General features: G+C 62.7%; 19 protein-coding genes and 1 tRNA gene. 8 read left to right on the forward strand and 12 right to left on the reverse strand.

The genetic code is table 11. The features are described from left to right. Positions 1-195: 195 nt before the first annotated feature. Positions 196-2,181, forward strand: a complete 1,986-nt coding sequence (locus AB7G19_RS00695) for a 4Fe-4S binding protein (RefSeq protein WP_354077203.1) — start codon at positions 196-198, stop codon at positions 2,179-2,181. Positions 2,182-2,216: 35 nt separating this feature from the next. Here the strand turns inward: AB7G19_RS00695 and AB7G19_RS00700 are convergent, their stop codons facing one another. The 5 genes from AB7G19_RS00700 to AB7G19_RS00720 all read right to left on the reverse strand — a co-directional run bounded on the left by AB7G19_RS00700 (position 2,217) and on the right by AB7G19_RS00720 (position 10,210). Next, positions 2,217-3,215: a formate dehydrogenase subunit gamma gene (locus AB7G19_RS00700; protein WP_085404999.1), complete on the reverse strand. Its 999-nt coding sequence runs from the start codon at positions 3,213-3,215 to the stop codon at positions 2,217-2,219. Between the two features lie 50 nt (positions 3,216-3,265). Next, the gene (gene fdh3B / locus AB7G19_RS00705) at positions 3,266-3,868 is read right to left on the reverse strand and encodes a formate dehydrogenase FDH3 subunit beta (protein ID WP_014490880.1); all 603 of its coding nucleotides are present in this window, start codon (positions 3,866-3,868) and stop codon (positions 3,266-3,268) included. Positions 3,869-3,880: 12 nt separating this feature from the next. Continuing rightward, the gene (locus AB7G19_RS00710; RefSeq protein ID WP_354077200.1) at positions 3,881-6,835 is read right to left on the reverse strand and encodes a formate dehydrogenase subunit alpha; all 2,955 of its coding nucleotides are present in this window, start codon (positions 6,833-6,835) and stop codon (positions 3,881-3,883) included. Positions 6,836-8,165: 1,330 nt separating this feature from the next. Beyond that, the gene (locus tag AB7G19_RS00715) at positions 8,166-9,458 is read right to left on the reverse strand and encodes a PIN-like domain-containing protein (RefSeq protein ID WP_354115255.1); all 1,293 of its coding nucleotides are present in this window, start codon (positions 9,456-9,458) and stop codon (positions 8,166-8,168) included. Between the two features lie 665 nt (positions 9,459-10,123). Further along, a tRNA-Leu gene (locus tag AB7G19_RS00720) sits at positions 10,124-10,210 on the reverse strand. 163 nt (positions 10,211-10,373) lie between these two features. On the opposite strand from AB7G19_RS00720, the gene AB7G19_RS00725 reads away from it, so the two are divergent. Continuing rightward, positions 10,374-11,339 (forward strand): complex I NDUFA9 subunit family protein, encoded by a 966-nt coding sequence (locus AB7G19_RS00725; RefSeq protein WP_085405109.1) that lies wholly within the window; start codon positions 10,374-10,376, stop codon positions 11,337-11,339. A 125-nt stretch (positions 11,340-11,464) separates the two neighbouring features. Here AB7G19_RS00725 and AB7G19_RS00730 read toward each other — a convergent pair whose 3' ends face one another. The 3 genes from AB7G19_RS00730 to AB7G19_RS00740 form a co-directional block, all read right to left on the reverse strand. Further along, on the reverse strand, positions 11,465-12,205 hold the full coding sequence (locus AB7G19_RS00730; RefSeq protein ID WP_085404996.1) for an SDR family oxidoreductase: 741 nt from the start codon (positions 12,203-12,205) through the stop codon (positions 11,465-11,467). Positions 12,206-12,208: 3 nt separating this feature from the next. Next, complete coding sequence (locus tag AB7G19_RS00735) at positions 12,209-13,534, reverse strand: FAD-binding oxidoreductase (RefSeq protein ID WP_085404995.1); 1,326 nt, start codon at positions 13,532-13,534, stop codon at positions 12,209-12,211. Between the two features lie 101 nt (positions 13,535-13,635). Further along, the gene (locus tag AB7G19_RS00740; RefSeq protein ID WP_063980219.1) at positions 13,636-14,442 is read right to left on the reverse strand and encodes an undecaprenyl-diphosphate phosphatase; all 807 of its coding nucleotides are present in this window, start codon (positions 14,440-14,442) and stop codon (positions 13,636-13,638) included. A 169-nt stretch (positions 14,443-14,611) separates the two neighbouring features. On the opposite strand from AB7G19_RS00740, the gene AB7G19_RS00745 reads away from it, so the two are divergent. The 3 genes from AB7G19_RS00745 (at position 14,612) to AB7G19_RS00755 (ending at position 17,427) form a co-directional block, all read left to right on the forward strand. After that, positions 14,612-15,304, forward strand: coding sequence for a glutathione S-transferase family protein (locus tag AB7G19_RS00745; RefSeq protein ID WP_014490874.1), 693 nt, complete (start codon positions 14,612-14,614; stop codon positions 15,302-15,304). Beyond that, positions 15,253-16,488: a tRNA epoxyqueuosine(34) reductase QueG gene (gene queG / locus AB7G19_RS00750; protein ID WP_085404994.1), complete on the forward strand. Its 1,236-nt coding sequence runs from the start codon at positions 15,253-15,255 to the stop codon at positions 16,486-16,488. The genes AB7G19_RS00745 and queG overlap by 52 nt, the downstream gene beginning before the upstream one ends. Before the next feature lie 141 nt (positions 16,489-16,629). Beyond that, complete coding sequence (locus tag AB7G19_RS00755) at positions 16,630-17,427, forward strand: acyl-CoA thioesterase domain-containing protein (protein WP_354115254.1); 798 nt, start codon at positions 16,630-16,632, stop codon at positions 17,425-17,427. Positions 17,428-17,493: 66 nt separating this feature from the next. Here AB7G19_RS00755 and AB7G19_RS00760 read toward each other — a convergent pair whose 3' ends face one another. Beyond that, the gene (locus AB7G19_RS00760; protein ID WP_085404993.1) at positions 17,494-17,961 is read right to left on the reverse strand and encodes a nuclear transport factor 2 family protein; all 468 of its coding nucleotides are present in this window, start codon (positions 17,959-17,961) and stop codon (positions 17,494-17,496) included. A gap of 216 nt (positions 17,962-18,177) precedes the next feature. Further along, positions 18,178-18,966 carry an alpha/beta hydrolase gene (locus tag AB7G19_RS00765; protein ID WP_085404992.1) on the reverse strand — a complete coding sequence of 263 codons (789 nt, stop codon included), beginning with the start codon at positions 18,964-18,966 and terminating at the stop codon, positions 18,178-18,180. 248 nt (positions 18,967-19,214) lie between these two features. Here AB7G19_RS00765 and infC point away from each other — a divergent pair, with 248 nt between their 5' ends. Then, positions 19,215-19,754, forward strand: a complete 540-nt coding sequence (gene infC / locus AB7G19_RS00770; RefSeq protein ID WP_071917037.1) for a translation initiation factor IF-3 — start codon at positions 19,215-19,217, stop codon at positions 19,752-19,754. 63 nt (positions 19,755-19,817) lie between these two features. On the opposite strand, the gene AB7G19_RS00775 is transcribed toward infC, so the two are convergent. Continuing rightward, entirely contained in the window at positions 19,818-20,222 is a 405-nt protein-coding gene (locus AB7G19_RS00775) for a hypothetical protein (RefSeq protein ID WP_085404991.1), read from the reverse strand. Positions 20,223-20,493: 271 nt separating this feature from the next. Between AB7G19_RS00775 and rpmI the strand changes: the two genes are divergently transcribed. Both rpmI and rplT read left to right on the forward strand, forming a co-directional pair. Next, positions 20,494-20,694: a 50S ribosomal protein L35 gene (rpmI, locus tag AB7G19_RS00780; protein ID WP_008539890.1), complete on the forward strand. Its 201-nt coding sequence runs from the start codon at positions 20,494-20,496 to the stop codon at positions 20,692-20,694. An 88-nt stretch (positions 20,695-20,782) separates the two neighbouring features. Next, on the forward strand, positions 20,783-21,142 hold the full coding sequence (gene rplT / locus AB7G19_RS00785; protein WP_014490867.1) for a 50S ribosomal protein L20: 360 nt from the start codon (positions 20,783-20,785) through the stop codon (positions 21,140-21,142). A gap of 26 nt (positions 21,143-21,168) precedes the next feature. Here the strand turns inward: rplT and AB7G19_RS00790 are convergent, their stop codons facing one another. Next, complete coding sequence (locus AB7G19_RS00790; protein ID WP_028148823.1) at positions 21,169-21,576, reverse strand: hypothetical protein; 408 nt, start codon at positions 21,574-21,576, stop codon at positions 21,169-21,171. Positions 21,577-21,633 lie beyond the last annotated feature (57 nt).

Below are 21,633 nucleotides of genomic sequence, written 5' to 3' on the forward strand. Positions count from 1 at the left end.
GCTGCGCGCTCGCCCCCGGCGAGAGCGATAATCGTGCGCCCATGATACGGGCGTCGTCTTTTCCGATACGCGGAGTATATACTTCGGGGGTGAACGGGCCAGTAGGTGGCCGCTCTATTTTGGGAGCCGCGAGATATTGTGACCGTCATATCTGACACCGGCAGGCGCCTCCTGATCTGCTCGTGCGAAGGGACGATGCCGCTCGATGCAGACGCAATTCGCCGCGGCTGCCGCGGTGAAGTGACGGCAGCGACGCAGCTCTGCGGCGCCGAACTCGGCCGATTCAAGGCTGTCGCCGCCGAAGATGGTCCGCTCACGGTGGCCTGCACGCAACAGGCGGCGTTGTTTTCGCAGGTTGCTTCCGAAAATAATCGTGCGAATTCGATACAGTTTGCCAACATCCGCGAGACCGCCGGATGGTCCGGCGATGCCGACCGCGCGGGACCGAAGATGGCCGCGCTGCTGGCCGCCGCGGCCGAAGTCGCCGCACCCGCGCCGATGGTCCAGCTGGAAAGCAGCGGGGTCATCCTGATCTACGGCCGCGACGAGGCCGCGATCGAGGCTGGCGACTTGCTGAAGGAGCATCTCGACGTCACCGTGCTGATCGCGCCGCCAGCCGCGATCGCACCGCCACGTAACGCCGACTATCCGATTGCCAAGGGCCGGATAACGAGTGTCAAGGGACACCTGGGCGCGTTCGATGTCGTGGTCGACGATTTCGCCGAAGCCGCACCGTCCTCGCGTCGAGCCCTGACGTTTGGCGCCTCACGCAACAACGCCCGTTCGACCTGCGACATCGTCCTCGACTTGACCGGCGGGCCAGCGCTGGTTCCGGCCGACTTGCGCGACGGCTATCTGCGCGCGGATCCCGGCAGTCCCGCAGCTATCCTCCAGGCCGTGCTGAAGGCGCGCGACCTCGTCGGGACCTTCGAGAAGCCGCGCTACGTCACCTTCGACGCCGGGCTTTGCGCACATTCGCGCTCGAAGCGGACCGGCTGCACCCGCTGTCTCGATTCCTGTCCGGCCGGCGCGATCACGCCTGCCGGCAACCATGTGGCGATCGACGCCAACATCTGCGCGGGCTGCGGCCAATGTGCGACGGCCTGTCCCACCGGCGCCGCGTCCTATGCGCTGCCGGCGGAGGACGCGGTGGTCAGAAAGCTGCGTGCCATGCTGCTCGCATACCGTCAGGCGGGCGGCGAGCGGGCCGTTGTCCTCGTCCATGACGAAAGCCACGGCGCGCCGCTGATCGACGCGCTGTCGCGGTTCGGCGACGGCTTGCCCGCGAACGTGCTGCCGTTCGCGGTCAACGAGGTCACGCAAGTCGGGTTGGAGAGCATCATCGCGGCTTTTGCCTATGGCGTGTCGGCGGTACGTTTCCTGCTGCGGGCCAAGCCGCGCCATGACGTCTCCGGATTGACGCGGACGGTCGCGCTCGCCGATCCGATCCTTGTCGGACTCGGCTTCGGCCCAGCCCGGCTTTCCGTCATAGCGACCGACGATCCGGACCGTCTGATCGAAGCGCTCCGCACCGCGCCGGTCGACGCGCCCACTCCGCGCCCTGCGAGCTTCCGCGCCGTGGGCGGCAAGCGCGACGTGCTGCGCTTTGCGCTGGCCGAACTGCACCGCGCGGCACCTGCACCCGTCGATGTCATTCCGTTGCCCGAGGGGGCGCCGTTCGGGGCCGTAGAGATCGATGCTGCGGGCTGCACACTTTGCCTGTCCTGCGTGTCGGTCTGTCCGACGAGTGCCCTGCGCGACGACCCCGAGCGCCCGGCGTTGCGGTTCGTCGAAGACTCCTGCGTTCAGTGCGGCCTGTGCCGGACGACGTGCCCGGAAAACGTCATCACGCTGGTTCCGCAGATCGATTTCCGTGCCAGTCGGGCGCCGACCCGGGTTCTCAAGGAAGAGGAGCCGTTTTGCTGCATCCGCTGCGGCAAGCCGTTCGGCGTCAAGAGCAGCATCGAGCGTGTGGTCGCGAAGCTCGAAGGCCAGCACTGGATGTATTCGGGCTCGGCGCAGCGGCTCGACGCCATCAAGATGTGTGGCGACTGCCGCGTCGGCTTCGTCGCCGAACAAGGTTTTGAATCTTATGGCGCACCTGGCCCGACCGTCCGCACCACCGACGATTACCTGCGTGACCGGGACGCGAAGCAAGACCCGGACGGCCGCTCCAACTGAATTGCCCGGTTCAGGTTGGTCCGCGCGCGATCGCGCTATTCAGCCGGCGTGGCCGGGGCTTGCCGGCCTTCCGCTTCGAGCTTTTCGGCGAGCCAGCGGTCGTGATGCTCTCTCGCCCAATTGATATCGACCTCGCCCGTACCCATGGCTTCGAACGCGCCTTCCATGCCGAGCGTGCCGATATAGATGTGTCCCAGGATCAGCGCGATGAAAAGGATCGCGATGACGGCGTGGGCGACCTGGGCGATCTGCATGTCCGCAATGTTGGTCCCGTAGAAGGGAAACAGCAGCACGAATCCCGATGCGGAGACCAGGAGGCCGGCTGCGACCGACAGCCAATAGACGAATTTCTCACCGAGATTGAAGCGGCCTGCAGGCGCATGTTTCGACTTGATGAAGCCGCCCCCCTGCTTGACCCAGTCAACATCGACTCGCTTGAACAGATTGTCCCGGAAGAAAAGCACCGTGATCAGAACGAGGCCCGCCACGAAGGCGAAGCTCGTGAAATTGTGCACGTACTTGGCGACCTGGGAGATGTCCGAGAATAGATCCGGGCCGACCAGCGGCAGCAGCAGGACCTTGCCGAAGGTGATGTTCAGGCCGGTCAACCCGAGCAGCACGAAAGAGACCGCCGTCAGCCAATGCGCGAACCGCTCGAAGGCCTTGAAGCGGACAATCGTCCGGCCGGAGCGCCCCGCTTCGATGCGAAGCCGGCCCATGATCAGATAGGCGAGCGCGAGCACTGCAAGCATGCCGACGATCACCACCGCCCCACCCCAGTGCAGCAGGACCTCGTGGAAATAATCCCAGGTCCGTCCCGCCGGCTGCATCAGCACGCTGGCTTTGACATCTGGAATGTCGATCCGGCCCTGGATGCGCGGCGCCTGCTCGAGAAGCGTCTTCTGATTGGCCACACTGGCGGTCGGATTGGGCGCCCCGTCGGGACCGAGCTTCTGGGCGAGCACCGGGGCTGTCGTGAGACCGAACAGCATCAACAACAGCGCTACGAACCGAATGCGTGCGAAAGCCGTCATGACGGATACCCAATCTTCGTCCCTAATCGTCGCGGTAAGCGCAGGTCCCCTTACGACTTGACGTCCTCGTGATAGGCGGTTGTCCAGCCCCAGGCTCCGGAGCCGTAGCCGCGCTTCTCGACGCGCTCCTCGTAGATCTGGGCGATGATGTCGCCATCGCCTGCGAGCAGCGACTTGGTCGAGCACATCTCGGCGCACATCGGCAGCTTGCCTTCGCCGAAGCGGTTCGATCCGTATTTCGCATATTCTTCGGCGCTGCCCGGCGCCTCCGGTCCGCCGCCGCCCGCGCAATAGGTGCACTTGTCCATCTTGCCGCGCGAGCCAAAATTCCCGACCTGGGGATATTGCGGCGCTCCGAACGGACAGGCGTAGAAGCAATAGCCGCAGCCGATGCACAGATCCTTGTCGTGCAGGACGATGCCGTCTTCGGTCGGGTAGATGCACTTGACCGGACACACCGACGCGCAAGGCGCATCGGTACAGTGCATGCAGGCCATCGACACCGACCGCTCGCCGGGCTTGCCGTCATTGATGGTGACGACGCGACGCCGGTTGATGCCCCAAGGCACCTCGTTCTCGTTCTTGCAGGCGGTCACACAGGCATTGCAGTCGATGCAACGGTCCGCATCGCACAGGAATTTCATGCGTGCCATTGGTCTAACCTCTCATGCGGCCCTGATCTGACACAGCGTGGCTTTCGGCTCCTGCATGCCGGTGGCAGGATCATAGCCATAGGTCGTCAGCGTGTTGTTGCTCTCGCCGAGCACGATGGGATCGGCCCCCGTTGGATATTTCGCCCGAAGGTCGGCTCCCTCGTACCAGCCGGCGAAATGGAACGGCATCCAGGCAACGCCCTTGCCGACGCGTTCAGTCACCTGCGCCTTCATCCGGGCCCGCGAGCTGTTCTCTGCACCGGTCACCCAAACCCAGCCGCCATCGACGATGCCGCGCTCGGCTGCGTCCGCCGGGTTGATCTCGACGTACATGTGCTGCTTCAGTTCGGCGAGCCATCTGTTGGACCGCGTTTCCTCGCCACCGCCTTCGTATTCAACCAGACGGCCCGAGCTCAGGATCAGCGGGAACTGCTTCGAGATTGCGCGATCGACGGCGGCCTTCTGCACGGAGAAGCCGATATTGGGCACGCGGAATTGCTTCGCGTCCGGCAAGGTCGGATAGTCGGCGACGAGGTCGGGACGCGGCGTGTAGATCGGCTCGCGATGCACCGGAACCGGATCGGGAAGATTCCACGCAATCATGCGGGCCTTGGCGTTTCCGTAAGGCGAACACCCGTGTTCGATCGCGACCCGCTGGATGCCGCCGGACAGATCGGTCGACCATGACACCTTGTCGGGATCGGCCGGATTGATGCGCTCGATCACCTCGCGTTCTTGCGTCGTGAGGTCCTTGTCCCAGCCGAGTTTCTTCAGCACGCCAAGGGTGAACTCGGGATAACCGTCCTTGATCTCCGAACCGACGGAGTAAGAGCCTTCGGCAAGAAGATTATCGTGATCTTCCCGCTCCACCTCCTGCCCGTTCTCCATCACCTTGCGCTTCACGACGCGCTCGACTCCGAACCGCGCGCGGAAGGTGCCGCCGCCCTCCTTCACCGGAAGGTTGGTATTGTAGAGGATCGGCGTGCCCGGATGCCTGTACTCGGGCGTGCCCCAGCACGGCCATGGCAGGCCGTAATAATCTCCACCAACCTCCGGATCATCCTTCGGCGCCCGCAGCGTCACCAGGTCGAACTTGTGCTGGTTTCTCATGTGGGCCTTGAGCCGCTCCGGCGACTGGCCGCAATAGCCCGTCGACCAGCCGCCGCGGTTGATCTCGCGCAGGATGTCCTCCGCCGAGACCGCGCCGTTCTCGACCTTGATGTTCTTGAACATCAGGTCGGCAAATCCGAACTTGCGGGCGAACAGGTACATGGTGTCGTAGTCGTTCTTCGATTCGAAGACCGGATCGACGATCTTTTCGCCCCATTGCAGGGAGCGGTTCGAGTTGGTGCGCGAACCTTCCATCTCGAAACTCGTGCAGGCCGGCAGGAGGTAGGTGCCGTTCTTGCGCTCCGACAGCACCGACCAGGCGGTCGGATAGGGATCGCAGACCACCAGCAACTCCAGCTTCTCGATGCCCTTCACCGCTTCAGGCATCCGCGTGATGGTGTTGACGCCATGGCCCATGATGAACATGGCCTGCACCGGATTGGGCTGGCTGATCTGATTCTTTGGCAACAAGGTTGCGTCGAACCAGCGCGTGCTGGGAATGCCCGGCGTTTCCATCAGCTTCTTGTCGGGGAAGCGCGACTTCATCCAGTCGTAGTCGACCTCCCATACCCGGCACCAATGCCGCCAGGCCTCCTCGGCAAGACCGTAGTACAGCGGCAGCGACGTGACATCGAGACCGAGATCGGTTGCACCCTGCACGTTGGTGTGGCCGCGGAAAATGTTGGCGCCTGCGCCGGGCAGCCCCATGTTGCCGGTGGCGAGCAGCAACAGGCAGCTGGCGCGGACATTGGCGGTGCCGGTGGTGAACTGGGTCTGCCCCATCGCCCAGATCAGGGTGGACGGCTTCTGTTTGGCGAACAGTTCGGCGACGTGCTTGACCTGCGCCTCCGGCAGGCCGGTCACGCGCTCGACCTCCTTGGGCGGCCACTTCGCAACCTGCTTCCGGACCTCATCCAGGCCATAGACGCGCTGAGCGAGGAATTCCTTGTCCTCCCAGCCATTCTCGAAAATGTGCCACAGCATGCCGTAGATCGTGGCGATATGCGTGCCGGGGCGAACCCGGACATATTCGGTCGCGTGCGCAGCGGTCCGCGTCATCCGGGGATCGACCACGATCATGTTGGCGCGGTTGAGCTCCTTGCCTTCAAGAATGTGCTGCAGGGAAACCGGATGGGCCTCGGCGGGATTGCCACCCATCAACAGGATGGTCTTGGCGTTGCGGATATCGTTGTAGCTGTTGGTCATCGCGCCGTAGCCCCAGGTATTGGCTACACCGGTGACCGTCGTGGAGTGGCAGATCCGCGCCTGGTGATCGGAATTATTGGTGCCCCAGAACGCCGCAAGCTTGCGATTGAGATAAGCGGCCTCGTTGGTGAACTTGGCGGAGCCAAGCCAATAGACCGAGTCGGGCCCCGCCTTCTGGCGGATATCCAGCAGCTTGTCGCCGATCTCGTCGATCGCCGTCTCCCAGGAGATGCGCGTCCACTGTCCGTTGACGAGCTTGACGGGGTAACGCAGGCGTCGTTCGTTCAACACGTCGTCGCGAACTGCCGCGCCCTTGCAGCAATGCGAGCCGCGATTGATCGGACTGTCGTAGTCGGGCTCCTGCCCGATCCATACGCCGTTGGCGACCTTGGCGATCACCGAGCAACCGACCGAGCAGTGCGTGCAGACGTTCTTGCGGGTCGTGACCGTTGCGCCGACGGGTGGCGGCGGACCGGCTTCGGCCTTGCGCACGCTGTGCAGCGCGAGTTCACCCACCGCGGCCAATGCGCCGGCCGTGACTCCAGAGCGCTTCAGGAACGTCCGCCGGTCCAGCTTCGCCGATGCTTCGTCGGCCGCCGCATCGAAAAGCCTGGCACGCTCCGGACGACGCTCGGACTTCCTGATCAGCACGGAAGTCTCCTATCGAGCGGGATAGCTGTTGACGCGGTAGAAATTCCTGACTTCCTGGGAGTCAGGTCGATAGCGAGCCTTCCGCTTCTGATCGAGATCAACGGGCTTTGCGGAAGCCGCCGCCGGCAACAATTGGCCGGCACCCAACGCACCGGCACCGACAATCGTCAGCCGAAGCAAGTCACGTCGAAGAAGCTTTGGCGCTTGATCATTCTTCAACGAAGCACACTCCCTGTCGGGGTCAGGCCTTCCCGAAGGCTATCCGAGTTTTGCGCCGGACATCAATCACAGACCTGCGTTGCATAATCTGCAGGGGCGGCCATGCACGCAGCTTTGCGCTTGTGTTACCGCAACAAGCGGTCAATCGCCGTCAACATCATTGTTATCAGCCGTTCGGCTCCGCAGATTGTCGTGCGAATTGGAAACGGCGAAACATCGAGCAGATGATTGCCGTTTGGGTGACGTCACACGCGGCATGGAGTGACGGGCTCGCGATGCAACCGAATGACGCGTCGGCATCGTGAGCGATCACCGAAATCCGCGTCGAGTCGAGAGTCAATTCGGGGCGAGACGTCGTCGCAGGCGAATGGGCGCTTCCCCCTCGCGATGGGAGTTCAAAGCGACCCGCCTGTCACTGGCCGCGATTGGGAACCATCCGCACCGAGGGTACAAGCCAGATGGCCACCACAACACCAGTACGATTGCGCGTGCCGCCTCGGGGCGCATCTCGATGCGACCCGCCAAGAGCTATCCGCAGTCGCGTCAGGTCGGTTGCCAGGCGCCGACAATTCGGCCGGAATGCGCTGCTTGAATGACCGACGCAAGACCCGTCCCGGCGCATCGGCAAGGTCGCACCCCTTCGTTGCACCATCTTTGTCACGCCACACAAGGAGCGACTGATCGAATACAGTTTTCCTCTAAATTGCTGGCCATGCCGGATGCCAAGAGCGACTCGCCTCGGAGCTCATCGCCGTCGCCAAAAACCGAATTCAGTCAGCCCTCGAGCCCCCATCTCGTGGGCCTCGCTATCCTAGACCGGCGTTGGCGCCCTCGATGGCCGCCAACTGGTTCGCGAATCGAGGCGCCATCGTCGCTTTCGCCAAAGAGGAGCTAACACCCGGTGGACATCGATCGATTCTGCGCTTCGGCCGTGATAAAAAGACTGACGACCGCAGTCTCCCCAAAGTACAGCCATTTGCTGAGAGCTGAAACCAACAGCTGCTCGAGAGCCTCCGTGGCGGGCCTGCTGGATGGCTCGGGCAACCTCGCGTGAATAGAGATCGAATCGAGTCAACAGCATCGCAGCAGTTTCTCGCGAAAGGGCGAAGTCTTATTCGTCGTCTTTAGAGTTATCCTCTTCGTCTTTCTCCTCACTAAGCGGGTCAGTCTTCATGGCCTCCCGCGTTCGAAAGTAAAATCTCCTGCGCTTCTCATCAGGCTGCACGACAATGACCTCCCTTGCCTCGCCATCTCTTTCCGATTGGATCGCCTCGTTGATTTCCGCGAGACCAATCAAGGCATTGCGCTTCCGCTTGAGCAGTTGGCGCAGAGCCTCTGCGTCTTCTCCATCCCAGCCATCCCTAGATAGAATGGTATCAATATCCCCTTCAAGGATTGAGACATGGGCTTGAATCGCGTGCCTCTTGTTCAATAGCTCCCGCCCATTTTCTGTCTTGGCTGGCCATAAAACTCTTCTCAGCACCTCGTTTTCGGCACTCCGCTTCGAAACAACTCTACGGCGCGCAACTTCCCTCAGTTGCTTTTCGTCAGACTTGATCTCGTCAATTGCTGCGGCGTCGATCTTCCTATTCAGGAACGTTTCGGCGTAGTCCAAGAATTGGCTCAACGTGTACAAATAGAATTGCTGATTGGCGTATTGCTTCATTTCTTCGACGAGTTCCGGCCGAGGCCCGATCTTCTCGCCTCGAAATTCCTGCCACCAGTCTTCTTTCACATCGTCGGTGATGATAACGATTGGCTTTCCGGTCTCTTTGGCTCGGTCTAACGCTTCTTTCCAGATGAAGTAATCGCCGTATTTGTCTTGCCCTTCTTTCGTCTTAGCGTCGCGATAGCCGGGCGGGATTGCGGCGGCAAATCGCGCCTCTCCATCCTTCACCATCTCGTCCAGTTCAGTATCGGAAGGGCGTTCTCCAATGGCATCCCCCACCAATTCCGAGACCTGGATAAACACTTGCTCTGCTTCTTTGCGACTCGGATGCTTGGATTGACTTGTTGATAGTCGACGGAGAAATTCCTTTATGAATTCGTCGATAGCTTTCTGCTCGCTCTTCGCATCTATGGTTTGATGCCGCGTGTATTCATCAAACAAGCCGCCCATCTTCCGGCCGTAACTTTCAATCTCTTTCTTCAATTTTTCGTACGCATCTCTATTGTTTTGATCAACGTCCCTCCATCGCCGATGAAACTCAAATCCGACTCTGTAAGGGATCCAAACACGCGGCTTTAGCTGTTCGAGAGTCTCCAAGACCTGCGCTCGGGTTTTCGCCCCGTACCTAAAAAGGTGCAGGAGAATGTTTGCATCGGGAAGAAACAGACATTCGCTCCAGAGTTTCTTGAACTCTTCGTCGGTTGGTCGGTAATGGCCGGCAAAACGATTCTTCACTAGGCGCTCCAAATGTTCTTTGAAGCATTCATGGCTGCCCCCTTGTAATGAAGTCCAATGTTGCAATTTTGAGTTGGTTATCGGCAATAAGCAATCTGACCTATTCCCAACCTTAGGTATGAACGCCCAGTTCCTACTCCGCGCTCGAACATCATTATCGAACCGCGATTAGGGCGTCTCCATCGGCTTCTCGTGCTTGAGCGCGTAGCCGATGGATGGGTATGCCTGTGCGGACAAGCGCGACCGGGCCGAAATCATCTCCCGATACCATTTGCCAGAGAGGGTATGACCTGCCGGTGATTGAGCCGTATCGGGCACTCGCGGAGGCCGCGCCAGACGTCTTCGAGGTAGGCAAGGACCCTTTTGCTTGGCGTCATTTCGCACAACGGGGATCGTGCGTACGAAGCGAAACCTTCACGATGCCATTGTCGCCAACGCGTACGGGAAAGTCTCATCCCCGACCGGGACTTGCAGCATCCGGCCCTTGGCCTTGTCGAAGACCTCCGTAGGAACGCGCTCACGAAGGTAATGGACCGAAGAACCTTTTGGGCGAACTGGCGATGGCATTCTCAGGAGAATGTGCACCGTCTCTGTGTACCAGTTGAGACGGTCGATCACCCTTGAATAACAGGAACTTCAACAAAATCAACATCATCGGGAGATGATGGTGCCCAGGAAAGGACTCGAACCTTCACGGCCGTTAAGCCACTGGCACCTGAAGCCAGCGCGTCTACCAATTCCACCACCTGGGCATGCCGTTTGGGGCACGGAGGCGGTTACTACGGTTCGGTGACGCGGTTGTCAAATGCTGCTTGGCACCTGCGCGGGGATGCGGATTGCGCATCGCAAACCGGCCCGATACAAGCCTGATAACACGCACTCTTTCCGCAGGAATGGACCCCAGGAATGGATCCCATGGCATCGAATCTGGAAACTCTCGTCACGGTTTTCGGCGGATCGGGGTTTTTGGGCCGGAATGTCGTCCGCGCGCTGTGCCGGCGGGACTACCGGGTCCGCGTCGCGGTGCGGCGGCCGGAACTGGCCGGATACCTCCAGCCCTCCGGCAAGGTCGGGCAGGTCCACACCGTGCAGGCGAATCTGCGCTATCCGGCCTCGGTCGAGGCGGCGATGCGTGATTCGCATGTCGTGATCAATCTGGTCGGCATCCTCACCGAGGGCGGCGCGCAGAGCTTTGACGCCGTCCAGGCGAGGGGCGCCGAGACCGTCGCCAAGGCGGCGGCCGCTGCCGGGGCGCGCCTGGTGCATGTCTCGGCGATCGGCGCCGATGCGGAATCGCCCTCGCGCTATGCCAAGGCCAAGGCGGCCGGCGAAGCGGCGGTGCTGGCCGCGGTGCCCTCGGCCACCATCTTCCGTCCCTCCGTGATGTTCGGCCCCGAGGACCAGTTCACCAACCGCTTTGCCGCGCTGGCGCGGATGTCGCCGGTGCTGCCGCTGATCGGCGGCGAGACCAGGATGCAGCCGGTCTATGTCGGCGACGTCGCCACCGCGATCGCGGATGCGGTCGACGGCAAGGCCAAGGCGGGCGCGACCTACGAGCTCGGCGGGCCGGAAGTGCTGACCATGCGCGAGATCATCGAGGCCATTTTGGCCATCACCGACCGCAAGCGGGCGCTGGTCCCGCTGTCGTTCGGCGTTGCTCGCTTCCAGGCCAACTTCCTGCAATTCGCGCCGGGTGCGCTGAAGCTTACGCCGGACCAGGTCACGCTGCTCGAGCACGACAATGTCGTGTCGGAGGCGGCCAAGGCGGCGGGGCTGACGCTGGAAGGCCTCGGCATTGCCGGGGATTCGCTGGAGGCCATCGCCCCGCAATATCTCTGGCGTTTTCGCGCGGCCGGGCAGTTCCAGCGAATGAGCGTTTGAGGTTTCCGCAGCGTCATGGCCGGGCTTGACCCGGCCATCCACGTCTTCTCACCGCGGCCACCAAGAACGTGGATGCCCGGCACAAGGCCGGGCATGACGAGACTGTGGTGCGGGTCGCAACCGCGTCAAAACTTCAGCTTCTTGAACACCGCTTCCGGCAGCGTCTTGATGATCAGCATCACGAGACGCCATTTGCCGCTGACATAGACGACGTCGGTCTTCTTCTCGACGGCGTTGAGGATCGCATCGCCGACGACCGGCGCCTCGACGGTGAGCGGGCCGATCAGCTTCATGCCCTCCGTCATTTTTGTGCGGACGAAGCCGGGCTTCACCGTGACGACGTGAACGCCACCGCGGCTGGCGCGGGCGCGCAGGCCCGACAGGAAGGCGGAGAAGCCTGCTTTCGCCGATCCGTAGACATAATTGGAGGCACGGCCGCGATCGCCGGCGACCGAGGACACGCCGACAATCGTGCCATTGCCGCGCGCCAAAAACTTTTCCGCGAACAGGCCGAGAATCAGCGAGGGGCCCTCGTAGTTCGAGCGCATGATCGTGGTGGCATGCGCGAGATCGCTCTCGGCATTTTGCTGCACGCCCAGCAGGCCGACGATCGAGATGACGACATCAGGCAACGCAGCAAGGCCGCTCACAAAGCCCTCGAACGAAGCGGTATCGAGCACATCGAATTTGTGGAGGCCAACCTCGACATTGTAGCGCGCGCGCAGATCGGCGGCGTCAGGCTCGAGTGCGGCGACGTCACGGCCCGCGAGGGCGACATCGTATCCGGCCTTGGCAAAGGCGCGCGCGGCGGCGCGGCCGATATCGGAGGAGCCACCGAGCACAATTGCGGACTTGCGTGACGTCACGGCTTAAACCTCATCGAACAGGCGTTGTGAAAGTTTTGAGCGGATGGTCCCGGCGGGATCGAGCAATTTGCGGATCGCGTTGAAGCGCCGCAAGGCCGGATAGCCGGCTTCGAACGTGGCGCGCGACTGGCGGGCATCCTTGGCCAGATAAAGCCGGCCACCGGCGGCGACGACCAGGCGATCGATCTCGTCGAGGAAATTCAGGATGTCGCCCTTCACCGGGAAATCCAGCGCCAGCGTGTAGCCGGGCAGCGGGAACGACAGGATGCCGTCGCCCTGGCCGAGTTTCTTGAGCACCGCGAGGAAGGAGGCATCGCCGCGCCGGGCGACGCGATCGAGGATCTCGCCGAGCACGGCGCGGGCGCCCAGCTCCGGGATCACGCATTGATGCTGGAGAAAACCGCGCCGGCCGTAGATGCGGTTCCAGTCACTGATGCTGTCGAGCGGGAAGAAATACGGATAGAGCGAGACCACATGGCTGGCGCCGGCGCGCCGCGCGCCCATGCGGTAGTAGAGCTCGTTGAAGGCGCGGATGCTGTAGCGGTTCAGCGTCATCGACGGCAGGTCGACGGGCACCGCGAGGCCGGGATTTTTGCCGGCGGGAAATGCACCGGCGCCGTCGGCAATCTCGCCCGTCCTTGCGTGCTCGCCGAGATAGATCAGCGAGCGGCCGAGATCGCTGCCGCGTGCGGCACAATCGATCCAGGCCACCGAATAGGTCGCGGAATCGCCCGCATCGAGCGCGCGCATCGCGGCATCGAGATCGGATGCGGAGATCACCCGCTCGCGGATCCACCCCGTTTCGACCGGTCGTAGCCGCATCGTCGCCTCGAGGATCACCCCGGTGAGGCCCATGCCGCCGACGGTCGCGAAGAAGGCATCGGAATTCTGTTCGCGCGAGGCCTCGATGGTCTCGCCCTGCCCGGTGCGCAGCAGGATGCTGTCGACATAGCGGCCGAAACCGCCCTCGCAATGATGGTTCTTGCCGTGGACATCGGCGGCAATGGCACCGCCGACCGAGACGAAGCGCGTTCCGGGAACCACGAAGGGCAGGAAACCGCGCGGACCAAAGGTGTCGATTAGGTCTGACAGCAGCACGCCGACTTCGAGCCGGATGCGTCCGGTCACGGGATCGAACGACCGGACCCGGTCGAACCCCGTCATCGCGATGGTCCTTGCGGCGCCGATCGCGGCATCGCCATAGGCGCGGCCATTGCCCCGAGCCACGGAGCCCGTCACCACGGCTTCGCCCACGGCCTCGAACGACCGCGGCCGCAGCAGCTCGCTATCGACGACCGGGAAACGCCCCCAGCCGCTGACGAGGGTCATAGTTCAGCTCCTGTGCCGGGCGCGCGCCGCCCTGCTCTGGAAACTGCCTACCGATCAAAAGCTTATATTGCGTTGAGGCGCGTCAGTGAGTTTTCGAGAGGTTAACGGCCGAGCGCCAGTGCGATCAGGCCGAGCGTGCCGACGATCACGCGCCACCAGGCAAACACCGCGAAGCCGTGGCGGGTGACGTAGCTCAAAAACGTCTTCACCACGATGATCGCAGTGATGAACGACACCACGAAGCCGATCGCGACGATGCCCATGTGGTCCATCGTCATCTCGGAGCGGTTCTTGTAGAAATCGTAGGCGAACGCGCCGATCATGGTGGGAATGGCGAGGAAGAACGAGAACTCCGCCGCCGCGCGCTTGTCGGCGCCCAGAAACATCGCGGCGACGATGCTGGCGCCGGAGCGCGACACGCCCGGGATCATCGCGATGCACTGCGCAATGCCGATATAGAGATACATCAGCAGCGGAAAGCGGGTGGCGTCATGCTCGCGCGCCTTGAGATCCAGCCGATCGACCCACAGCAGGATGGCCCCGCCGACGATCAGCGAGAAGCACACGACCCACGGATTGAACAGCAGGCTCTTGATGTATTTGCCGGCAACGAGGCCGACGATGACCGCGGGCAGGAACGCCACCAGCACGCCGATCACGAAGCGGCGCGCATAGGCGTCGCCGGTGAACATACCGATCGCGACGTCCCACAATTTCTTGAAGTACAGCACGACGATCGCGAGGATCGCGCCGAGCTGGATCAGAACGGTAAACGAATCCCAGAAGGCGCCTTCGCCGAGATGGAAGAAGCGCTCCGCGAGCAGAAGGTGGCCGGTCGAGGACACGGGAAGGAACTCGGTCACACCCTCGATGATGCCGAGGATCACTGCCCGTATTGCGTCTGACATATTTACGGTCCATTTCCGCTGGAAAAGCGGGGCTCTTCTCGCCTATTCGCCTCTTTGCCGCAATCGCAAAATGCGGCATCGCACCCTTGCTTCGCGGTTTTGAAGAACTAGTGTGGCGCCGCACAAACATTGATGGATTCTTAATCACCATCAAATAGTCAAAGGCTTCATGTTTACGCTGTTTCATCATCCGTTCTGCCCGCATTCGCGTTTCATCCGCCTGATCGCGGGAGAATACGGGCTCGAACTGCGGCTGGTCGAAGAGCGCAGCTGGGAGCGGCGCGAGGCGTTTCTGCTGCTCAATGCGGCCGGCACCACGCCCGTCCTGGTGGACAAGGAACAATCGCCCATACCGGGCGCGGCGATCATCGCTGAATATGTCGACGAGGCCTATGGCGCCGACATGGGACCGAAGCGCCTGATGCCGGAAACGGTCGCCGAGCGCATCGAGGTGCGCCGGCTGATGGCCTGGTTCAACGAAAAATTCTTCGAGGAGGTCTCGCATCCTCTGGTCACCGAGCGCATCTACAAGCGCTTCATGAGCGAGGAGAACGGCGGCGGCGCGCCCTCGGCCGACGTGATGCGAGCCGCCAAGGCCAACGTGCGCTATCATCTGGCCTATATCGGCTGGCTGGCGCAGACGCGGAACTTCCTCGCCGGCGACCGGCTCACCTACGCGGATCTCGCCGCCGCGGCGCATCTCTCGGCGATCGACTATCTGGGCGACGTGCCATGGAGCGAGGACGACGCAGCAAAGGCGTGGTACGCGCGGGTGAAATCCCGCCCGTCGTTCCGTCCGCTGCTGAGCGAATGGCTGGCGGGCGTGCCGGCATCGCGGACCTACGTGGACCTCGACTTCTGAACTTCGATCCGACCGAACTGAAGGCGGCGCTTGCAAACGAGGCACGCGCGCTCGGCTTCGATTGCATCGGCATCACCGCTTCCGGCACGATCGAGAACGCCGGGAAGCATTTTCTCGAATTCATCGCCTCGGGCGGCCATGGCGACATGGACTGGCTTGCAGCACACCCCGAGCGCCGCGTCGATCCGCGCGGCCTATGGCAGGACGTGCGCAGCGTCATCATGCTCGGCGTCAATTACGGGCCCGACCAGGATCCGCTCGCGATCCTGCAGCAGCGCACGCGCGCCGCGATCTCGGTCTATGCGCAGGGCGACGACTACCACGATCTCATCAAGAAGCGCCTGAAGGCATTGGCGCGTTGGCTGGTGGCGACCGCGCCGTCGGACGTCAAGGTGTTCGTCGACACCGCGGCGGTGATGGAGAAGCCGTTGGCGCAAGCCGCGCATCTCGGCTGGCAGGGCAAGCACACCAATCTCGTCTCGCGCGAGTTCGGCTCCTGGCTATTCCTCGGTGCGATCTACACGACGCTCGAGCTGCCGCGCGACGACGCCGAGATCGATCATTGCGGCTCATGCCGGGCGTGCCTCGACATCTGCCCGACGTCGGCGTTTCCGGCGCCCTACAAGCTCGATGCGCGCCGTTGCATCTCGTATCTCACCATCGAGAACAAGGGACCGATCCCGCGCGAGTTTCGCAAAGCCATCGGCAACCGCATCTATGGCTGCGACGATTGCCTTGCGGCCTGTCCCTGGAACAAGTTCGCGCAGGAAGGACGCGAGGCAAAGCTCGCCGCGCGCGACGAATTGCGCGCGCCGTCGCTTGCCGAACTCGCACGCCTCGACGATGCATCGTTTCGCGCGCTGTTCACGAAGTCGCCGGTCAAGCGCATCGGCCGCGACCGCTTTTTGCGGAATGTGCTGATCGCGATTGGTAACTCCGGCGATACGGCGCTGGCGACGGAGGCCCGGCGATTGCTTGGCGATGAGAGCGCGTTGGTGCGTGGCGCTGCGGTGTGGGCGCTGGAACAGCTGGTGTCGCGGGAAGAGTTCGATGCGATGAAGTCCGCGGCGGCGAGCATAGAGCGTGACGAAAGCGTGCGTGAGGAGTGGCAAGCCGCTTCCCAACTCTCCACTGTCATACCCCGCGAAGGCGGGGCATCCAGTACGCCGCGGCCTCTCGATTGAACCACAATCGTCTCGGAGTACTGGATCGCCCGGTCAAGCCGGGCGATGACACCGTTGTTGTGGTGAGAGCGCTTCGCGCCTCCTCATACTGAGGATTGGGGGACCTTGATTTCCCCGCAGCTTTCCTCAAAGTCGCGCGTCATGACAAACATGCCTTTCTTCACCCGCGACGGCGATACATTCCATCCGACGGAAGTGGCCAACGGTCCCTGGGATCCGAAATCGCTGCACGGACGCGTCATCGTCGGACTGCTCGGCTTCGCCATCGAGGAGCGCCATTCCGGCCCTGAATTCGTCCCGGCGCGGCTCACGGTCGACATGTTTCGGCTGCCGACCATCGACAAGCCGATCGAGGTGACGACGCGGCTGGTGCGCGACGGACTACGCATTCGCGTGGTCGAGGCCGAATTTGTCTCCGGCGGCGTCAGCGTGGCGCGTGCCTCGTGCCAGCTGCTGCGCAAAACGCAGAATCCGGACGGCAACGTCTGGTCGCCGCCGAACTGGGACGTGCCGAAGCCGGATGACATTCCCAAGCCGACCGATCCCAGGCTCGGCATGAACGGCAAATGGACGACGCGGCCGATCGTCGGCCATATGGGCTCGCTCGGTCCGCGCCGGCTCTGGATGAGCGAGGTGCGCGAGCTGGTGGCCGGCGTGCCGATGACGCCGTTCGTGCATGTCGCTGTCGGCGCCGATTTCGCAAGCCCCTTTGCGAACGCCGGCGACAACGGGCTCGGCTACATCAACAGCGACGTGACGATCTATCTGCACCGGCTGCCGGTGACGAACTGGATCGGCTTCGACGTGGTCAATCACCAGGCGACCGATGGTGTCGCGATCGGCGAATGCTGGCTCTACGACGAGCAAGGCCCGATCGGCACCGCCACGGTCGCAGCACTGGCACAGCGCAAGCCGATGGCGAATCCGTCGAAGCGGTAGTCGCTGCTGTCATTCCGGGGCGCGCGTAGCGCGAGCCCGGAATGACAAGAGGAGAGGGCCGCGCGGCTACGCCAGATGCCGCTGCATCTCAGGCCGCGCTTTCAGCTCGGCGCCCTGCTTGCCGACGATCTTCGCAATCCGTTCCGGCGCAAACTTCAGATCGACGAACGCCGGCGCGGTGTTGGCGACCTCGTGATAGCTCACGATCCTGCCGTCGCGCAGCGTCATGATCGCGACGCCCTCGAACATCGCCCGCGCGCCGTTCGCTTCGGCCAAGGTCGAGCGATAGCTGAAAGTGTAGCGCGCATAGAGCGTGGTGCCGTCGGTGACGGGATCATGCATGTCCCAGCGGAAATCGGTCGCCGTGCGATAGAACCAGTCGTCGACCATCGCTGCGATCTTTTCGCGGCCTTCGAAGGCGCCGTAGAAGACATCGTGATAGACGCCGTCCTCGGTGAAGAGATCCGCGAAGGCTTTTCCGTTACGCTGTTCGACGGCGTCGCAAAAGGTGCGCAGCATCGTGGTGGCGGTCATTGGCATTTCTCCCATTCTCGCTCTCCGTCATGCCCCGGCTTGACCGGGGCATCCAGTACGCCGCGGCTTCTCGGCTAAAGCACGATGGCCTCTGGAATACTGGATCGCCCGATCCCGTCTCCGCCAAGGCTTCGCCGGGCCAAGAACTCACTCGGCCGCCGAAGCCTTAGCGAAGGCGGCAAGTCGGGCGATGACACCGAATGTTGCGCGGCAGTCTCACCCGATCTCGGCCACCGCGGCAAGAATGCGGGCGATGTCCTGCGGACGGGAGAGGCGGTGATCGCCGTCCTGGATCATGGTGAGCACGACGTCGTCGGCCGGCAGGCGATGCGTCAGCGCGAAGGCGTGCTGCCAGGGCACATCCGGATCCTGCGCGCCCTGGAGGATGCGGACGGGACAGCCGAGATCGATGGCGCTGCCGAGCACGAGGTGATTGCGGCCCTCCTCAATCAGATTCCGCGTGATCGGATAGGGCGAGCCATCGCCATAGTCCGACGGCCGCAGCCAGAAGCCCTTGGTCTCGATTTCTTTCTTCACCCCGGCCGAAAAATTCTTCCACATCAGCTCCTCGGTGAAGTCGGGCGCCGGCGCGATCAGCACCAGGCCCGCAAGCGACGCTTGACTGGCCCGCTTCCTGATCTCGCGCGCGAGCAGCAGCGCCATCCAGCCGCCCATGGAGGAACCGATCAGGACCTGCGGGCCGTCGCAGAACCGCTCGAACACCGCCACGCTGTCCTCGAGCCAGCTTCCGATGGTTCCATCGGCGAACTCGCCGCCGGATTCGCCATGGCCGGAATAATCGAACCGGACCGCGGCGCGGCCATGGTCCGCGGCCCAGGCATCCAGCGCCACGGCCTTGCTGCCCTGCATGTCCGACTTGAACCCGCCGAGCCAGACCAGTCCGGGTCCTCGACCCGCGCGGCTGCGCACCGCGATCCTGCGTGCGGACGGGCCCTCGCCCACATCGATGAAGCCGAGCACGGCTTCAGGAATTGCATTGCTCATGGAACGTTTACTCTGGTTGTTCGGTTTGAACTGTCTGGATGCGTTCCGGGGCCCAGCCCAGCATCGCTATTGCCCTTTGGGACGCTTGCGGAACAGAAGCAAGGTGTCTATGTCCTGCAGCGTGCCCATGGGCGTGACCAAAATGCCTCGCATTTGAGGCTTTTTCGCCTCCCGCACGCGACTTGCTTGCCCGCAAACGCATCTTCCTTCAGACTAGCCGCCTCTTTCACAATTTTGGAGAACCACCCATTCGCCGTCCCAATAAAGCCCCGCCCGTTGCCAGCAAAGACGGGCCGCGCATCAATGATGATATTCGCAATGCGCAAATCCAGCTGATCGATCAGACCGGTGACAACAAGGGCACGGTCGAAACCGTCATGGCCATCCGTATGGCCCAGGAAGCTGGCATGGATCTGGTCGAGATTTCGCCGAATGTCAGCCCTCCCGTCTGCAAGATCATGGACTACGGGAAGTACAAGTATTCCGCCCAGAAAAAGGCCGCCGAAGCCCGCAAGCGGCAGAAGATCGTCGAGATCAAGGAGATCAAGCTCCGCCCGATGATCGACGACCACGATTACGACGTGAAGATGCGCGCGATGCAGCGGTTCTTCGAAGAGGGCGACAAGGTCAAGATCACGCTGCGCTATCGCGGCCGCGAAATGGCGCACCAGGAGATCGGCACCAAGCTTCTGGACAAGATCAAGAACGACGTCGCCGAGCTCGCCAAGGTCGAGCAGGACGCCAGGTTCGAGGGCCGTCAGGTCGTCATGGTGCTGGCGCCGCGCTGACGTCCGTTTTTCAGGACTGAGAGTTCAACGGCCCGTCCGGATTTCCGGCGGGCCGTTTGTGTATCAGGACCGGGTCGCATGCCAGATGCCGCTGCAGCGGTCGCCGGAAATGATGCCGTTCCAGGAGCCTGCACCGGCCACCCCGCCGAGCCGGCCGCCTCCACTGGCGTGGGACGCGCCGACCGAGACCTGGACCGCGACGGCGCCGCCGCGACGGACCGTGCCGGAGACCCGGCCGCCGCCGGCGGATGACACCCGGCCGCCGGTGACGGTGAAGGGGACGCTGTAACCGGAACTGCAATTGCCCCGCGTGGTGGCGAAAGTGACATTCCAGATGCCGTCATAGCTGCCGATACGGGCGTCGGCGGTCGAGGGCAGCATGGCCGTGGCCAGCACGGCAAGCAGCGCCAGGCGGCGCGGGCGGGCGAGGTCCGTCAAGGACGAAAGCGATCGGGGAAAATGGGCCATTTTGGTCTTGCTCCAGGCGACATGGCTTGGACATATGGGTGGTAACTCCGAATAGTCGCCGGGCAGGTTTCGGCGGTTCAGCGTTGCCATTTGGCTTGTCCTCTGTCATAAGCCCAGCCTTCATCGCCCGGCTGATTAAGGGCTGCCGTGGCGGTGTCCGTGCGGGTTTCGCGCTTGTTCGTAAAACCTGAGCACAATCAACGCTCTAACGAGCATTTTTGACGGCCAGCCGCCTTCGCGGGCGGATTTCTGTGGCCATTAGGAGAGCCAAATGCCCAAGCTGAAGACCAAATCGGGCGCTAAAAAGCGCTTCAAGGTGACTGCCACCGGCAAAGTGATGCACGCCCAGCGCGGCAAGCGTCACGGCATGATCAAGCGGACGAAGAAGCAGATCCGTCAGCTGCGCGGCACTCGCGTGCTGTTCAAGACCGACGGCGACAACGTCAAGAAGTACTTCTTGCCGAACGCCTGATCGCGTCCAAGATCGTCGAAGATCATTGCCACCTCCGCCGCGCTCGCGCGGCGATCCGAAAACCAAGTCATCTCTGAAGGATTTTGTCATGTCTCGCGTCAAACGCGGTGTGACCGCCCACGCCAAGCACAAGAAAGTCTACAAGGCCGCCAAGGGTTTCTATGGCCGCCGCAAGAACACCATCCGCGCCGCCAAGCCGGCCGTGGAAAAGGCCCAGCAGTACGCGTTCCGTGATCGCAAGCGCAAGAAGCGGACTTTCCGCGCGCTCTGGATCCAGCGTCTCAACGCCGCCGTGCGTCCGTTCGGCCTGACCTACAGCCGATTTATCGACGGTCTCGCCAAGTCGGGCATCACCGTGGACCGCAAGGTGCTGTCGGATCTCGCGATCCACGAGCCTGCGTCGTTCCAGGCGATCGCCGAGAAGGCCAAGGCTGCGCTGGCCGCCTAAGCGGCTGCTTCAGAGCAAGCCCAGCACTAACGGCCGGCTCCGCCGGCCTTCAGCGCACGTCGCGAGTAACGCTGGGCGACCTCCGCCCGGCAGAAGGCCGTGGCCGAGATATACATGGTGCCGGACTTGTTCCGGTACTTCCGGTCGCAGACCCGCAACTCGCGCTGATAGCTGAGCTTCTGCGGCGTTCTCAGCCGGCCGACAAAATCGGCCTCGCACTTCTTCTCGACCGCTTCGCCGAATTGCACGTCGCCGCTGGCGCCGTACGCGCAAGCATCGAACAGCGTCATGGCACGGTCGCAGCTCGGCGCCGCGTTCAGGACCGCGATGATGTCATCCATCGACGTCGATTTGGCCGGGCATTCCTCCGCGGCGTGAGCCGCGCTCCCCAAAAGAACCAAGCTCAAGCCGACCACCCAGGATCGTAAACGCATCGTCTTCTCCCTCGACTTCAGGTTGGTGCCAGCCATGCCTATAGGGTTCGAATGCCC

Source organism: Bradyrhizobium sp. 215_C5_N1_1, from assembly GCF_052075935.1.
In the GTDB taxonomy this organism is placed as follows: Bacteria; Pseudomonadota; Alphaproteobacteria; order Rhizobiales; family Xanthobacteraceae; genus Bradyrhizobium; species Bradyrhizobium barranii.

Excerpts from the sequence above, each read along its gene's own strand:
- queG (WP_085404994.1), top strand. The coding sequence starts at position 15,253 with ATGGCTGGCGGGCGTGCCGGCATCGCGGACCTACGTGGACCTCGACTT.
- AB7G19_RS00700 (WP_085404999.1), bottom strand. The coding sequence starts at position 3,215 with ATGACGGCTTTCGCACGCATTCGGTTCGTAGCGCTGTTGTTGATGCTG.
- AB7G19_RS00790 (WP_028148823.1), bottom strand. The coding sequence starts at position 21,576 with ATGCGTTTACGATCCTGGGTGGTCGGCTTGAGCTTGGTTCTTTTGGGG.
- AB7G19_RS00695 (WP_354077203.1), top strand. The coding sequence starts at position 196 with ATGCCGCTCGATGCAGACGCAATTCGCCGCGGCTGCCGCGGTGAAGTG.
- AB7G19_RS00740 (WP_063980219.1), bottom strand. The coding sequence starts at position 14,442 with ATGTCAGACGCAATACGGGCAGTGATCCTCGGCATCATCGAGGGTGTG.
- rplT (WP_014490867.1), top strand. The coding sequence starts at position 20,783 with ATGTCTCGCGTCAAACGCGGTGTGACCGCCCACGCCAAGCACAAGAAA.
- AB7G19_RS00755 (WP_354115254.1), top strand. The coding sequence starts at position 16,630 with ATGACAAACATGCCTTTCTTCACCCGCGACGGCGATACATTCCATCCG.
- AB7G19_RS00765 (WP_085404992.1), bottom strand. The coding sequence starts at position 18,966 with ATGAGCAATGCAATTCCTGAAGCCGTGCTCGGCTTCATCGATGTGGGC.
- AB7G19_RS00735 (WP_085404995.1), bottom strand. The coding sequence starts at position 13,534 with ATGACCCTCGTCAGCGGCTGGGGGCGTTTCCCGGTCGTCGATAGCGAG.
- rpmI (WP_008539890.1), top strand. The coding sequence starts at position 20,494 with ATGCCCAAGCTGAAGACCAAATCGGGCGCTAAAAAGCGCTTCAAGGTG.
- AB7G19_RS00775 (WP_085404991.1), bottom strand. The coding sequence starts at position 20,222 with ATGGCCCATTTTCCCCGATCGCTTTCGTCCTTGACGGACCTCGCCCGC.
- fdh3B (WP_014490880.1), bottom strand. The coding sequence starts at position 3,868 with ATGGCACGCATGAAATTCCTGTGCGATGCGGACCGTTGCATCGACTGC.
- AB7G19_RS00745 (WP_014490874.1), top strand. The coding sequence starts at position 14,612 with ATGTTTACGCTGTTTCATCATCCGTTCTGCCCGCATTCGCGTTTCATC.
- AB7G19_RS00760 (WP_085404993.1), bottom strand. The coding sequence starts at position 17,961 with ATGACCGCCACCACGATGCTGCGCACCTTTTGCGACGCCGTCGAACAG.
- AB7G19_RS00725 (WP_085405109.1), top strand. The coding sequence starts at position 10,374 with ATGGCATCGAATCTGGAAACTCTCGTCACGGTTTTCGGCGGATCGGGG.